The organism is Streptomyces sp. NPDC006174 (assembly GCF_040614075.1).
Classification (GTDB): domain Bacteria; phylum Actinomycetota; class Actinomycetes; order Streptomycetales; family Streptomycetaceae; genus Streptomyces.
This window is the reverse complement of the sequence record NZ_JBEXTJ010000004.1, coordinates 109,686-123,813: the sequence shown is the minus strand read 5'-3', so window position 1 is coordinate 123,813 and position 14,128 is coordinate 109,686. Positions and strand designations below refer to the sequence as shown.

Below are 14,128 nucleotides of genomic sequence, written 5' to 3'. Positions count from 1 at the left end.
TCTTCGTCCTGCGACGTGGTAGGGGCCCGGGCCGGGCTGACAAGTGGGGCCGACGGATGACAGAGTGGACGGATGTCCCACCGTGCCAGCCGCCCGCGCAGTCGCGCAGAGGTGTCCGCCGACGCCTCCGCGGCCTCGGAGCTGCTGGAAGTGCTCTGGGGCCGTGGTCAGGAAGCGGCCGCTTCGGGCACCGTATCGCCCTCCCAGCTCCGCGCCCTGCTCGTGATCGAGAAGCAGGAGGGCACCAATCTGCGCTCGTTGGGCGAGGCGTTGGGCTCGCGCGCGCCGTCGGTCAGCCGGCTGTGCGACCGCATGGAGGCGATGGGTCTCGTGCAGCGGGCCCAGAGCCCGACGAGCCGTCGTGAGGTGGAGCTGCGGCTGAGCCTGCGCGGCCGGACCCTCCTCGAAGAGTACCGGGCGCTGCGGGGGCGCGAGGTGAGTGCCGTGCTGGAACGGATGGAGCCGACTGCGGTCGCCGCGCTCGCGGAGGGCCTGGCGGCCTTCCATGTGGCCGCATCGGAGCGGCTCTCGCCGGAATCGCGTGCGGCGGGCCGCCTGCTCCGGGAAGATGTCGCCGACAGCGCCTAGCCTCATCCAGCCCCTGCTTCCGCTTCTCTCGGTGCGTCACCGCCGACGGCTGGTCCTTCAACCGTTGCGGATCAGATTGTTACCCAATGGCAAATGTTGTCAAATGGCAACTGTTCCTTCTATCGTTGTCCCGTACCCCGCCGTGAGCAGGGACGGAACGAGGCCGACCCGTCCGGCGAACCGGCGTCCGTCGTCCGCCCGAACCGCCCGAGGTGCCTTCCGTGCAACCATCGCCCAACGAAGACAGAGCAGTCAGAATCAACACCCGTCGAGAACGGGGCGCTCTGGTCCTCACCGTGTCGGGTGACCTCGATATCGACAGCGTCCCGCCGCTCGGCCGGGCACTGGAGACAGCGGCCGAAGACGGTTCCGGACCGGTCGTCGTGGATCTCTCGGGGGTGGGCTTCGCCGACTCCACCACGGTCAATGTGCTGCTCCAGGGGCAGACCGCGCTGGGCGGCCGGCTGCGGCTCGCCGCGCCGTCCCCGTTCGTGCAGCGGCTGATCGGGATGATCGGGCTCGACAGCGCCATCCCCGTACGGCAGGACGTCGACGAGGCCATAGACGCGGCCCTGCCCTCCTGACACCTCCGGCCCGGCGGCCGTGGGCGGCGGGCCGTGACGGCCCTGCCCCGCGATTACCGGGCCGCGTCCGTGCGGCCCGGCGCTCGGTCGAAGACGCAGTCGCCACAGAGCCCGCCGCCCGGACACCGCCAGTACAGGCAGCAGCTGCGCCGCCGGAACGCCGGGCCGTGCGGGGCGCCGGTGGAGCGCAGGTCGGGGTGGTCGAACAGCTCGGCCGCCAGTGCTCGGGCCCGCTGCGCCACATCCGGCCGGTTCTGCGCGCGCGACCAGGTGACCAGCTCGCGTACGGCACCGGCGAGCGCGGACCCGGCGTTGCCCCACAGCAGCTGCGCCGACATGTTCCCGTCGCGCCGGACGGCCTCTGCCAGTGGCACCAGGTGCCCGTAATGCACCTGCTCGCGGATCCGCTCGGCCGTCCCCGGCAGCTCCTCGTGGTCCGCGAGCCAGAGGTCGTCCGGCGAGGTGTGGAGCGGGTCCCAGTGCAGGGTCTCCGGTGCGAGGGCGGGGATGCGGCCGAAGAGCGCGGCGGGGCCCAGTGCGATGGACCAGAGCCGGGCGGCGAGGCCGAGGTGCGCGATGGAGGCGGCGACCCGGCGTTCGGGGGCGCCCAGCCGGTCCGCGACCTTGCCGACCCGTACCGTCAGAGGCGCCGCTCCGCCCGCGTAGAGCTCCGCCAGCGGCCGGTGGGAGCCGCTGCGGACCGGATCGGTCCGCAGCGCGAAGAAGCCGCCCACCGAGGCGCTCTGCGCCAGGTCCATGCCCCGCTCCTCACTCACCACGATCACCGGGTCGGCGCCGGAGCGCGGCCGGCGTCCGGCGACGGCGTGTGCCGCCCGCGTGGCTCACCGTATCCGCCGGTGCACAACTTCTGACGGCCGGGCCCGGCAGGACTACCGTCGAGGGGAGGACCTCGGTCCTCCGTCCGTACTACTGGGGCAGTACGCGGAAGTGACGTCTCAAGGACGACGACGTGGCGCCCCGGACAGGACATCGTGGTGTACATGAGCTCCCTCGCGCTGTCTGTGCTGCTGTCACTGGTCTCCGCGGTCGCCTACGCGGCCGGGGCGATCGTCCAGGAGCGGGTGGCCGCGCGTGGTGACAGCGCTCCGCACGCCTTGGTGCGCAACGGCGTCTGGTGGGTGGCGGTGCTGCTCAACGGGGTCGGCGCGGTGCTGCACGTGGTGGCCCTCGCCTACGGTCCGCTCAGCCTGGTCCAGCCGCTCGGTGCGCTGACGATCGTCTTCGCCCTGCCGATGGCGGCCCTCTTCGTCGGCGGCAGGGCCGGGGCGACGGCGTGGCGCGGTGCGCTCATGGCCACAGCCGGTCTCGTCGGGCTGCTGGCTCTCACGCGCGGCGCCGAGCCGCACACGCTGAGCGGGCCCGAGCAGCTGGCGCTGGCCACGGTCACCTTCGGAGCGGTGGGCGCGCTGACCCTGCTCGCGCGGGCGCTGCGCCGGCCGGTGCTGCGGAGCATCGTGCTGGCCACGGCGGCCGGCGGGGCGTTCGGTATGGCCTCGGTCTTCACCAAGACGGTGGCCATGGAGTGGACGTCCGGCTCGGTGCGCTCGGGGCTCCCGTCGCTGCTGGTGATCGCCGGACTCGCGGCAGCGGGCCTGCTGCTCGCTCAGGCCGCTTACCGGGGCGCGGGACTGGCCGCGCCGCTGGCGACGGTCACGGTGGTCAACCCCGTGGTGGCCGCCGCGATCGGGATCACGCTGTTCGGCGAGCAGTTCCGCCACGGTGCGGCGGGCACGGTGCTCGCGCTCGCGTGCGGAGCGCTGGCGGCGGGCGGCCTGGTCCTGCTGACGAAGGAGCGGCTGAGCGCGGAGCGGGCGGAGGCGGTGCGCGCGCGGCCCCGGGACGGGAGGGTCGCGGCCGATGCGGCCATGGATGCCGCGACTGCGGCGGCCGGGGCCGGTGAAGCGGCGGGCACCGGGTCGACGTACGTTCCGCCGCTGCCGCTGCGGCCGGGCAGCGCGGTTCCCCGCGTGGAGCTCGGCGGCCCGCGCCGGGCGCGTCACGGCCGACGAGGCGAGCAGGCCGCCGCCTCGCGCACGGAACGCACCGTTCAGACGCTGAAGCCGCCTGCGCTGAGATAGGACCGTTCAGACGCTCACGCCGCCCGCCCTGAGATAGGACCGTTCAGACGCGACACCGCCGGCCCTGAGGCAGGCCCGCGGACCGTTCAGACGCTCACGCCGCCCGCCCTGAGGTAGGCCAGCGGGTCGATGTCCGACCCGTAGGCCGGGCCGAGGCGGATCTCGAAGTGCAGGTGCGGGCCGGTGCTGTTGCCGGTGGAGCCGGAGCGCGCGATCCGCTGTCCGCCGGAGACCGACTGCCCCTCCTTCACATGGAGCGCGGAGAGGTGCGCGTACTGGCTGTACCGGCCGTCCTCGTGGCGGATGACGACCTCGTAGCCGTACGCCCCCGCCCAGCCGGACGAGACGACCCGGCCGGAGGCCACGGCCTTCACCGAGGTCCCGGTCGGTACGGGGAAGTCGACGCCCGTGTGGTAGCCGCTGGACCAGGAGCCGGCCTGGCGGTAGGCGGTGCCGGTGGAGGCGGCGACCGGGGCGCTCATGCCGGAGCGCTTCACGGCGCGCTCGGCGGGCGCCTGCTTCTGCGGCTGGGACGCGGTCCTCTTCCGCTCGGCCCGCTCGGCCTCCGCCTTCCGCTGCGCCGCCTGCTCGGCATCGGCCTTCTTCTGCCGTTCCGCCTTCTTCCGCTGTTCGGCCTTCTGCTGTTCCGCCTTCCGCAGCTCGGCCTTCTTCTGCTCCTCGGCCTTGGCGGCGGCCGCGCGCTGCGCGGCCTTCCTCGTCTCCTGGCCCCGGGGCTCGGGCGCCTGCCGCTCGGGCGCGGCCTGCTTCTTCGGCGTCTGCCGTGGCGCAACCGTCCCGGAAGCGGCCCCGTCCCCGCCGCGCGGCGTGAGGGTCAGCCGCTGGCCGGGGAAGATCAGGTCGGGGTCGTCGCCGACGACCGTACGGTTGGCCGCGTACAGCTTCTGCCAGCCGCCAGGCACCTGTTGGGCGTCCGCGATCCCGGAGAGCGAGTCGCCGCCGGCGACGGTGTACGCGTCACGCTTGCCCGGCACGTGCGTCGGCGTCGCGGCGGCGGGCGTGACCTTCGGCTGCCGGGGCGGAGCGCTCAGCGGCACGGCGGCCTGGGCGGGCCGGCTGCCCGCGCTCTGCGGAGTGGTGTCGGGCGCGTCGCCGCCCCGGGTCAGCCCGGCCTTCACGGAGCAGGTCGGCCACGCTCCGGGTCCTTGGCCGTCGAGCACCCGCTCCGCGATGACGATCTGTTGGTCCCGGGTGGCGAGGTCGGCGCGCGGCGCGTACTCCGTACCGCCGAAAGCAGCCCAGGTCGGACCGCTGAACTGCAGCCCGCCGTAATAGCCGTTGCCCGTGTTGACGGCCCAGTTGCCGCTCGACTCACAGGCGGCGACCTTCTCCCAGACCTCCCCCGACGCGGCCCCGGCCGAGGCGGCGGTGATGAGCGGGATCGCTATGCCCGCGCCGCCCGCGGTCACCGTGAGCGAGACACGGTTGATCCGGCTGGGCTGGTATCTGCGGTGCCGACCGTTTGCGGCCATGACTGGGCTCCCCCACTGGCGTTGGGACGTCGCAGCGGCAAACGTAGGGCGGCGCGAACGCTGATCACAAGGGAAACGAGATACTCGGCCGCCGTAGCCGGGTGTGTGGCCGGATTCCGACCCCGGCACGCCAACAGGGCGCCCGCACCCGCCTCTTGGCCAACGCGCGCGCAGCGGCGGACCGTTGCGATGGAGAGCGCTCTCCGCAAGTGCTATAAAGGCGCTCATGACGGATGATCTGCGGTCGGCCGGAGCACCGACTCTGGAGGACGTGGCCCGGGCCGCCGGTGTCTCGCGCGCCACGGTCTCCCGGGTCGTCAACGGTGTGCGCAACGTGGATCCGGCGATCCAGGAGGTCGTCCGGCAGGCGGTCTCCGTCACGGGGTACGCGCCGAACCGGGCGGCCCGTTCGCTGGTGACCCGGCGCGCCGATGCCGTTGCGCTGGTGGTGACCGGGGCGGGTGTCGAGGCGGAGGCCGGCCGGGAGCGGGTGGGCGGAGGTGACGGATCGTTCACCGCTCAGGTGTTCGCCGACCCGTTCTTCGGGCGGGTGGTCACTGGCGTCGTCAACTACCTGCGGCCGCGCGGGATGCATCCGGTGCTGATGTTCGCGGAGACCTCGCGGGCCCGCGACGAGGTGGTGGCGTATCTGCGGCAGGGCAGTGCGGACGGGGCGCTCATCGTCTCGACGCACGCCGAGGACCCGCTGCCCGGCCTGCTCACGGAGGCGGGGCTCGCGGCGGTGCTCTACGCGCGACCCGCCCGGCCCGTCCCCATCAGCTACGTCGACCTGGCCCACCAGGACGGTGCCCGGCTGGCGGCCGAGCATCTGCTGGCCCGGGACTGCCGCCGGATCGCGACGATCAGCGGTCCACTGGACGTGCCGGCGGGCCAGGCGCGGCTGGCCGGCTTCCGGGACACGATGGCGCGCCACGGGCACCCGTACACGCCCATCGCCGAAGGGCGGTTCACGCAGGAGAGCGGTGAGGCGGCGATGGAGCGGCTGCTGGCGGAGCATCCGGATCTGGACGGGGTATTCGCCGCCAACGACCTGATGGCGATGGGCGCCTGCCACGTGCTGCGGGAGCACGGCCGCCGGGTGCCGGAGGACGTGGCGGTGGTCGGCTTCGACGACAGCAGCGCGGCTCTGGCGTGCCGGCCGCCGCTGACCACGGTCCGCCAGCCGGTGGAGGAGATGGCCGCCGAGATGACCCGCCTGCTCCTGGACCGGCTGGCCCGCCCGGCCTCCCCCGCCACCTCGGTCATCTTCGAACCGGAGCTGGTGGTACGGGGGTCGGCGTAGGGCCGGTGTCCGGCACTCAACTCGTCGGTGTGCGGCTCCGGTTGCGCACGGTCTCCGTCGCCGTCCGCGACGGTGGGCCGCCGGCGTCCGGCCGGACGCCCGGTGCCGGGCGGCTGCCGCCGCGGGTCAGGAAGTCGGCCAGCGGGAGCGTGGCGGCGCCGACGGTGACCGCGTCCGGGCCGAGGCGGCCCATCTCGATGGTGGTCCGGGCCGCCGCGTGGCGCAGGGCGTACTCGTTCGCGTACCGGCGGATCTCCGGGAGTAGATGAGGGCCCAGGAGAAGGCCGGCCCAGCCGCCGAGCAGGATGCGTTCGGGCAGGAAGAGGTTGACCAGGTCCGCGAGGGCCGCGCCGAGGCATTCCGCGGTCTCGTCGAGGAGTGAGAGCGCGACCTGGTCCGGTGCGGGGCCGCCGGGCGGCGGGTAGGCGGCGGCGAGGAGCGCGGCGAGGGCGGTCTCGTCGTCAGCGTCCTCCGGGAGCGGGCCGCCGGCCTCGCGCCAGCGCTCGCGCAGCGCCTCCGCGCCGGCGTACGCCTCCAGGCAGCCGATCGAGCCGCAGCGGCACCGACGGCCGCGCAGCTGGACGGTGGTGTGGCCCCATTCCAGAGCGAGGCTGGTGCGGTCCTCGGCGAGGATGTCGCCGTGGTCGACGCAGGCGCCGACGCCGGAGCCGATGAGCGCGATGGCGGCCGCGCCCGCGCCCCGCCCGCCGCCGAACCACATCTCGGCGCGGCCGAGCGTCTTGGCGCCGTTGTCGATGAAGAGGGGCACCTCGGGCGGTACGTCGACGGCCTCGCGCAGCAGTTGCTCGAACGGGACCGCCTGCCAGCCGATGGTCTGGCCGTGCACGACGGCGGTGCGCCTGCCGTCGGGGCCTTTTGGCCCTTCGCGCTCGATGATGCCGGGGACCCCGACGCCGATGCCGAGCAGTCGGTGCGGGTCGGCTCCGGCGTCGCGCAGGACGTCGGCGACGCCCGTACGGACATGGGCGACGATGCGCTCGACGTCGTACCCGTGCTGGGCCAGCAGCCTTTCGGTGCGGGCCAGTTCGGTGAGGGAGAGGTCGAAGAGCTCGACACGCACCCGGGTCTCGCCGATGTCGATGCCGACCAGCAGCCCGCCGTCCGGCGCGACCCTCAGCAGCGTACGGGGACGGCCGCCGTCGGAGTCGACGATGCCGGCCTCCTGGAGGAGGCCCTCGGCCGCCAGTTCGGCGACGACGTTGCTGATGGAACCCGAACTCAGCCCGGTGGCCGGTCCGAGCTCCTGGCGGCTCAGCGGACCGTCGAAATACAACCGTTGCAATACCCTCGCCCGGTTGCCCCGCCGCAGGTCACGCACGGTTCGTCTGTTGCGCTCGGCCATGGTGCTCCTTCCCGTCCAGGAACATACCTGGTCCCAGACCTTGACGCGACCTTCTCTCACCTCTTAAATCACGGCATAAATTAAGTCATGGAGGCCGTTCGGTTCCCGAACGCAGCCATCCCCGGAAAGGGGCCACCTCACATGCGTCACCTCAGAGCCGCAAGCGCCATCACCCTCGCGATCGCCGTCACCGTCGCCGCCACCGGCTGCGGCGGCGGGTCGGGCGACACGGGGAGCAACGAGTCCCCGAAGACCCTGACGTACTGGGCGTCCAACCAGGGCCCCAGCATCGAGGCCGACAAGAAGATCCTCACTCCCGAGCTGAAGAAGTTCGAGAAGGAGACCGGGATCAAGGTGAAGCTGGAGGTCGTGCCGTGGGCCGACCTGCTGAACCGGATCCTCGCCGCCACCGCGTCCGGTCAGGGCCCGGACGTGCTGAACATCGGCAACACCTGGTCGGCCTCGCTCCAGGCGACCGGCGCGCTCCTGCCGTGGGACGACAAGAACTTCGAGGCGATCGGCGGCCGGGACCGCTTCGTCGACTCGGCGGTCGCCTCGGCCGGCAAGGAGGGCGAGCCGCCCGCCGCCGTACCGCTGTACTCGCTGGCGTACGCGCTCTACTACAACAAGAAGATGTTCGCCGAGGCAGGCATCGAGAAGCCGCCGGCCACCTGGGACGAGCTCGTCGCGGCCGGCAAGAAGATCTCCAAGGGCGACAAGTGGGGTCTGGGCGCCGAGGGCGGCAACCTCTCCAACAACATCCACCAGACCTTCGTCCTGGGCCAGCAGCACGGCGCCGACTTCTTCGACAAGGACGGCAAGGCGACCTTCACCTCGGACGGTGCCGTCGCCGCCGTGAAGCAGTACATCGACTTCATGGCCAAGGACAAGATCATCGCTCCGGGCAACGCGGAGTACGCCCAGAACCAGTCGCTCACCGACTTCGCCAAGGGCAAGACCGCGATGGTGCTGTGGCAGGCGGCCGCCTCCACCTTCGCCGCCCAGGGCATGAAGCCGGAGGACTGGGGCGCGGCCCCGGTGCCGGTCCCGGCAGGCGCTCCGGGCACGGGCAAGCAGGTCAACTCAATGGTCGCCGGCATCAACATCGCGGTGTTCAAGAACACCAAGAACATCGACGGCGCCAAGAAGTTCGTGAAGTTCATGACCAGCGACGCGGAGCAGAAGCACCTCAACAAGACCTACGGGTCGATCCCGCCGGTCAAGGAGGCCCAGGCCGACGAGGCGTTCGGCGCCCCCGACCTCAAGGTCCTGCGCGACACCCTCTCCACCAGCGCCGCCCCGCTCCCCCAAGTCCCCAACGAGTCGCAGTTCGAGACGGCCGTGGGCACCGCGGTCAAGGAGCTGTGGGCGGACGCCGCCGCCGGGCGTCCGGTGACGGAGGCGTCCGTCAAGGCACGCCTCGAAAAGGCCCAGCAGTCGATGCAGCAGTGAGGCCCTGATCCATGACCGCCACCGTCACCGACCCCGAGGTCGACAAGTCGGCCGATGGGAGTACGAGCCGGGGCACCGGGGGTGCGCGCAGGAGACTGCCGCGCGTCCCCGACCGGATCCGCCAAGGCGGACTGCCCTATCTCCTGCTCCTGCCCGCCGTGCTGCTGGAACTCCTCATCCACATCATCCCGATGATCATCGGGATCGTGATGAGCTTCCGTCAGCTCACACAGTTCTTCATCAACAACTGGGGCGCGGCGCCCTGGATCGGCCTCGACAACTACAGGATCGCCGTCGACTTCGACGCGCCGATCGGCGAGGCCCTGCTCCACTCCTTCTTCGTGACCTGCGTCTTCACGTTCTTCTCGGTCGGGTTCGCCTGGCTGCTGGGGACGGCGGCGGCGATCCTGCTCCAGGAGAGCTTCCGCGGCCGAGGCATCCTGCGGGCGATCTTCCTCGTGCCGTACGCCCTGCCGGTCTACGCCGCCGTCATCACCTGGGCGTTCATGTTCCAGCGGGACAACGGCCTGATCAACCACGTGCTGCACGACCAGCTCGGCATCACCGACGAGCCGTCGTTCTGGCTGATCGGCGACAACAGCCTCTACACGCTGATCATCGTCTCGGTGTGGAAGGGCTGGCCGTTCGCCTTCCTCATGCTGATGGCGGGCCTGCAGAACATCCCGCGTGAGCTGTACGAGGCCGCCTCGATCGACGGCGCCGGCGTCTGGCAGCAGATCCGCAAGATCACGCTGCCGTCGCTGCGCCCGGTCAACCAGGTGCTGGTCCTCGTGCTCTTCCTGTGGACGTTCAACGACTTCAACACGCCGTACGTCCTGTTCGGAAGATCGGCGCCGGAGAACGCGGACCTCATCTCGATCCATATCTACCAGTCCTCGTTCGTCACCTGGAACTTCGGCACCGGCTCGGCGATGTCCGTCCTGCTGCTGCTCTTCCTGCTGCTGGTGACGGCCGTCTACCTCATCCTCACCTCGCGCGGAAGGAAGGGCGCCGATGTCTAGCCTCACGCGGACCCCGGGCACGGCCCGCTCGCACTCCCGCTCCCCCATGGCCGCGCCGCAGTCCTTCCTGTGGACCCGCCGCATCGTCCTCACGCTGCTGGCCGGCTTCGTCCTGCTGCCGGTCTACGTCATGGTCAGCAGCTCGCTGAAGCCGCTCCAGGACGTGTCGGGGAAGTTCCAGTGGATCCCGTCGACCCTGACGGTCCAGCCGTACTTCGACATCTGGAAGACCGTTCCGCTCGCCAAGTACTTCGTCAACTCGCTGATCGTGGCGAGTTCGGCGACGGTGCTCTCGGTGACGATCGCGGTGTTCTCCGCCTATGCGGTGAGCCGCTACAAGTTCCAGGGCAAGCGGGTCTTCACCGTCACGGTGCTGTCCACGCAGATGTTCCCGGGCATCCTCTTCCTGCTGCCGCTGTTCCTCATCTTCGTCAACATCGGCAGCTCCACCGGCGTCGCCCTCTATGGTTCACGCGGCGGCCTGATACTCACCTATCTGACGTTCTCGCTGCCGTTCTCCATATGGATGCTAATCGGGTACTTCGACTCCATCCCTAAGGACCTCGACGAGGCCGCTCTGGTGGACGGCTGCGGACCGGTCGGCGCCCTCTTCCGGGTCGTCGTGCCGGCCGCCGTGCCGGGCATCGTCGCCGTCTCCGTCTACTCGTTCATGACGGCCTGGGGCGAAGTCCTTTTCGCCTCCGTCATGACCAACGACGCGACCCGGACCCTCTCCGTCGGCCTCCAGGGGTACGCGACGCAGAACGACGTCTACTGGAACCAGGTCATGGCCGCCTCGCTCGTCGTCAGCGTGCCGATCGTCGCCGGATTCCTCCTCCTCCAGCGCTACCTGGTCGCCGGACTCACCGCGGGAGCCGTCAAGTGACCTCCGCAGAAAGGCAGCACGTGACCGAGCTCAACGCCTTCCCGGCCGACTTCACCTGGGGCGTCGCCACCGCCGCGTACCAGATCGAGGGAGCGGTCACCGAGGACGGCCGCTCGCCGTCCATCTGGGACACGTTCTCGCACACGCCCGGCAAGGTGGACGGCGGTGACACGGGTGACACCGCCTGCGACCACTACCACCGGACCGGCGAGGACATCGGCCTGATCAAGCAGGTCGGCGCGGACGCCTACCGGTTCTCCATCGCCTGGCCGCGCGTCGTGCCGGGCGGCGACGGACCGGTCAACAAGGCGGGCCTGGACTTCTACGACCGGCTGGTGGACGGGCTCCTGGAGGCCGGGGTCACGCCGTTCGCCACGCTCTACCACTGGGACCTGCCGCAGGTGCTCCAGGACCGGGGCGGCTGGACGGTACGGGAGACCTCGGAGCACTTCGCCGCGTACGCCTCCCAGGTCGTCGAGCGGATCGGCGACCGGGTCAAGGACTGGGCGACGCTGAACGAGCCGCTCTGCTCGGCGTGGATCGGGCACCTGGAGGGCCGGATGGCCCCGGGCCTCACCGACCTCACCGCCGCCGTCCGCGCCTCGTACCACCTGCACCTGGGCCACGGTCTCGCCGTGCAGGCGATCCGCGCGGCCTCCTCGGACGCGCGCGTCGGCATCGTGAACAACCTCAGCCCGATCGAGCCGGCGAGCGCGAGCGAGGCCGACCTCGCCGCCGCGCGCCGCGCCGACGGGCACATCAACCGCTGGTGGCTGGACCCGGTCCTGGGCCGCGGCTACCCGCAGGACATGGTCGAGCTGTACGGAGTCGAGCTGCCGGTGCGGCCGGGCGACCTGGAGACCATCGCCGCGCCGCTGGACTGGCTGGGCCTGAATTACTACTTCCGCCAGATCGTCACGGCCGACCCGTCCGGGCCGGCACCGGGGTTCACGCAGGTCCCGGTGGCCGGCGCGCGCCACACGTACATGGACTGGGAGGTGTACGCGGACGGGCTGGAGCAGTTGCTGCTGCGGCTGACCGAGGAGTACGGCGTGGAGCGCGTCTACGTCACCGAGAACGGCTCGGCCTACCAGGACACCGTCGCGGCGGACGGCTCGGTCCACGACCCGGAGCGCGTCCGGTACCTGGAGGAGCACCTCGCCGCCTGCGCCTCCGCGGTCGCCAAGGGCGCGCCGCTGGCCGGGTACTTCGCCTGGTCGCTGCTGGACAACTTCGAGTGGGCGTACGGCTACGACAAGCGGTTCGGCCTGGTCCACGTGGACTACGCGACCCAGCGCCGTACGGTCAAGAGCAGCGGCCGCCGGTACGCGGAGCTGATCCGGGAGCACGCGGAGCGCCACGCGGGACTGGTCGTCTGAGCGCCTCCTCCTTGCCTACGGGCTCCCGGCCGTGGTGGTTCGCCACCACGGCCGGGAGCTTTCTCGTACGGGACGTGGAAAGTCCGCGGCGGCCACGGATGTCCGTGGCCGCCGCGGACCGTCCCGCCGCACCGGCAGCGGGGAGAAACGGTGCGGCAGGTCTCGCCGTGCGGCAGGTCAGCCGCGGTAGACGCCGAACTCGTGGAGCGAGTTGCCCCACGGAGTGCCGCGCTCGGAGATGTTCACCCGGACGTAGCGGCCGCGCCCGACGGCCTCGATGTCGTCGATGCCGCCGTTTCCGGCCGTCTCGGTGTGGACGGTGGTCCAGTCCTGGCCGGTCGTAGAGGTCTGGACCGTGTAGCTCTTGGCGTAGGCGGTCTCCCAGGCCAGTTGTACGTGGTCGAAGGAGGCGGTGGAGCCCAGGTCGACCTGGATCCACTCCTGGTCGGACCAGTCACTGGCCCAGCGGGTGTCGAAGGCCCCGTCGACGGCGTTGGCCGCCGGGCAGGGGCAGCCGACGCTGTCCGGCTGGAAGGACGAGGCCGTGGCGGTCCTCCCGAGCGCCAGGTTGGTTCCGTCGACAGGAGGCGGCACGACCTTGAAGGACGTGGTCTCGATGCCGACGTTGCCTTGTCCGTCGGTCGACTTGAGGTAGACCTTCCAGACGCCGAGCCGGTCCGGCGCGGTCACGTCGAAGGTGCCGTCGCCGCGGTCGGTGAACTCCGCCGCCGTCAGGCTGCCGTTGTCGTCGACGTACTTGGAGCTGAACAGCACCTGGTGGCTGAGCGCGTCGCCGTCCGGGTCCGTGACGGAGGCGCTGACCCGGAACGTGCGGCCGGCCGGCACGGCGGTGGCGTTGTCGGCGCTGAACTCGCTGATGACCGGCGGGGTGTTGTCACCGGAGGTGGAGGCGCCGAACGCCTCCTTCACCGCGTAGTACGAGAGCCGCTTCTGGCCCGCCGGAAGCAGGTTGAACCAGACGCCGCCGAAGTCGTCCTCGGTGCCGTAATGGAAGAGCGTCGCCCCGAGCGAGACTCCCGGGTGGCCCTGGACACAGTCCCAGGCACTCTTGTATCCGGCCGCCTTCGCCACGTCCGTGGGCTCCTCCGGTACGCCGTTGGCGTCGTCCGGCACCTCCCACTCACCGGCCGGCCCGCCCTCGGTGACGATGTACGGCTTGTCGTAACCGCCCTGCTCCCACGTGGAGCGGATGTCGCAGACGGCGTCGTAGGAGTTGACGGCGTACAGGTCGAGGTCCGGCGCGTTCTTCTTGTAGTACGGCCAGGCCCCGGTCCAGGCGTCGGTGGAGGTGACCGGGTGGTTCGGGTCGACCTCGTGGATCTTCCTGGCGATCTCGTTGACGAACGAGGTGTACGCGTCGCGCTGCTGCTCCAGGGCCTCGCCGCTGTAGCAGTTCTGCAGGCCGAGCACGGACTCGTTGCCGACGTTCCACATGAGGACGCCCTCATGGTCCTTGTAGGTCTCCACCCACTTCGGGAACTCGGCGAGCGTGTCGTTCTTGTACGCGGTGTCCGTCAGGTAGTTCACACAGCCGCCGCTGCCGGGGCCGCCGCCGGGCTGGAGCCAAAATCCGGCGATCACCTTGATGCCATTGGCCGCCGCGGTGTCCAGCAGAGGCTTCGTGGCGGCGTCGGTGCCCCACGTACGGATCGTGTTGACGCCCATCGACTTCACATCGGGCATGTACCGCTCGGCGTCCGCGACGGACGGGCCCCAGGTCAGGCCCTTCACGGTGTACGGCGCGCCGTCCACGGTCAGCTGCCAGTCGCCCTGGGATCCGGTCACCTCGACGACGCTGCCCGCCGCGTGAGCGGCGGGCACCGGGAGGACGGCCACCGCACCGGCGAGCAGCGCGGCGGCGGCGAGGCGTGCGGTGGCTCGACGCCTTGTGTGGGGTGAGCGTCGGAGAAGAGGGAGTTTCATGGGGGGAGGACTCCTCGG

At 71.2% G+C, this 14,128-nt stretch carries 12 protein-coding genes; 8 read left to right on the top strand and 4 right to left on the bottom strand.

Features of this window, described 5'->3' with window-relative positions; translation table 11 throughout:
- Positions 1-72: 72 nt before the first annotated feature.
- Positions 73-588 (top strand): MarR family transcriptional regulator, encoded by a 516-nt coding sequence (locus ABZ267_RS10515; RefSeq protein ID WP_356753592.1) that lies wholly within the window; start codon positions 73-75, stop codon positions 586-588.
- A gap of 221 nt (positions 589-809) precedes the next feature.
- The gene (locus ABZ267_RS10510; RefSeq protein ID WP_356753590.1) at positions 810-1,172 is read left to right on the top strand and encodes an STAS domain-containing protein; all 363 of its coding nucleotides are present in this window, start codon (positions 810-812) and stop codon (positions 1,170-1,172) included.
- Positions 1,173-1,225: 53 nt separating this feature from the next.
- Here ABZ267_RS10510 and ABZ267_RS10505 read toward each other — a convergent pair whose 3' ends face one another.
- Positions 1,226-1,930: a (2Fe-2S)-binding protein gene (locus tag ABZ267_RS10505; protein WP_356753588.1), complete on the bottom strand. Its 705-nt coding sequence runs from the start codon at positions 1,928-1,930 to the stop codon at positions 1,226-1,228.
- A 243-nt stretch (positions 1,931-2,173) separates the two neighbouring features.
- On the opposite strand from ABZ267_RS10505, the gene ABZ267_RS10500 reads away from it, so the two are divergent.
- Positions 2,174-3,271, top strand: a complete 1,098-nt coding sequence (locus ABZ267_RS10500) for a DMT family transporter (RefSeq protein ID WP_356753586.1) — start codon at positions 2,174-2,176, stop codon at positions 3,269-3,271.
- 86 nt (positions 3,272-3,357) lie between these two features.
- Here the strand turns inward: ABZ267_RS10500 and ABZ267_RS10495 are convergent, their stop codons facing one another.
- Positions 3,358-4,761, bottom strand: coding sequence for a transglycosylase family protein (locus ABZ267_RS10495; RefSeq protein ID WP_356753584.1), 1,404 nt, complete (start codon positions 4,759-4,761; stop codon positions 3,358-3,360).
- A 226-nt stretch (positions 4,762-4,987) separates the two neighbouring features.
- Here ABZ267_RS10495 and ABZ267_RS10490 point away from each other — a divergent pair, with 226 nt between their 5' ends.
- Positions 4,988-6,064, top strand: a complete 1,077-nt coding sequence (locus ABZ267_RS10490) for a LacI family DNA-binding transcriptional regulator (protein ID WP_356753582.1) — start codon at positions 4,988-4,990, stop codon at positions 6,062-6,064.
- A 16-nt stretch (positions 6,065-6,080) separates the two neighbouring features.
- Here the strand turns inward: ABZ267_RS10490 and ABZ267_RS10485 are convergent, their stop codons facing one another.
- On the bottom strand, positions 6,081-7,427 hold the full coding sequence (locus ABZ267_RS10485) for an ROK family transcriptional regulator (protein WP_356753580.1): 1,347 nt from the start codon (positions 7,425-7,427) through the stop codon (positions 6,081-6,083).
- 141 nt (positions 7,428-7,568) lie between these two features.
- Here ABZ267_RS10485 and ABZ267_RS10480 point away from each other — a divergent pair, with 141 nt between their 5' ends.
- The 4 genes from ABZ267_RS10480 to ABZ267_RS10465 are packed head-to-tail and all read left to right on the top strand — an operon-like array spanning position 7,569 to position 12,166.
- A complete protein-coding gene (locus ABZ267_RS10480; RefSeq protein ID WP_356753578.1) occupies positions 7,569-8,879 on the top strand; it encodes a sugar ABC transporter substrate-binding protein in 1,311 nt (436 codons plus the stop codon).
- Positions 8,880-8,890: 11 nt separating this feature from the next.
- The gene (locus ABZ267_RS10475; RefSeq protein WP_356753576.1) at positions 8,891-9,901 is read left to right on the top strand and encodes a sugar ABC transporter permease; all 1,011 of its coding nucleotides are present in this window, start codon (positions 8,891-8,893) and stop codon (positions 9,899-9,901) included.
- Positions 9,894-10,787, top strand: a complete 894-nt coding sequence (locus tag ABZ267_RS10470) for a carbohydrate ABC transporter permease (RefSeq protein WP_356753574.1) — start codon at positions 9,894-9,896, stop codon at positions 10,785-10,787. The genes ABZ267_RS10475 and ABZ267_RS10470 overlap by 8 nt, the downstream gene beginning before the upstream one ends.
- A 20-nt stretch (positions 10,788-10,807) precedes the next feature.
- The gene (locus tag ABZ267_RS10465) at positions 10,808-12,166 is read left to right on the top strand and encodes a GH1 family beta-glucosidase (protein WP_356753572.1); all 1,359 of its coding nucleotides are present in this window, start codon (positions 10,808-10,810) and stop codon (positions 12,164-12,166) included.
- A gap of 177 nt (positions 12,167-12,343) precedes the next feature.
- Here ABZ267_RS10465 and ABZ267_RS10460 read toward each other — a convergent pair whose 3' ends face one another.
- Positions 12,344-14,110: a discoidin domain-containing protein gene (locus ABZ267_RS10460; protein WP_356753570.1), complete on the bottom strand. Its 1,767-nt coding sequence runs from the start codon at positions 14,108-14,110 to the stop codon at positions 12,344-12,346.
- Positions 14,111-14,128 lie beyond the last annotated feature (18 nt).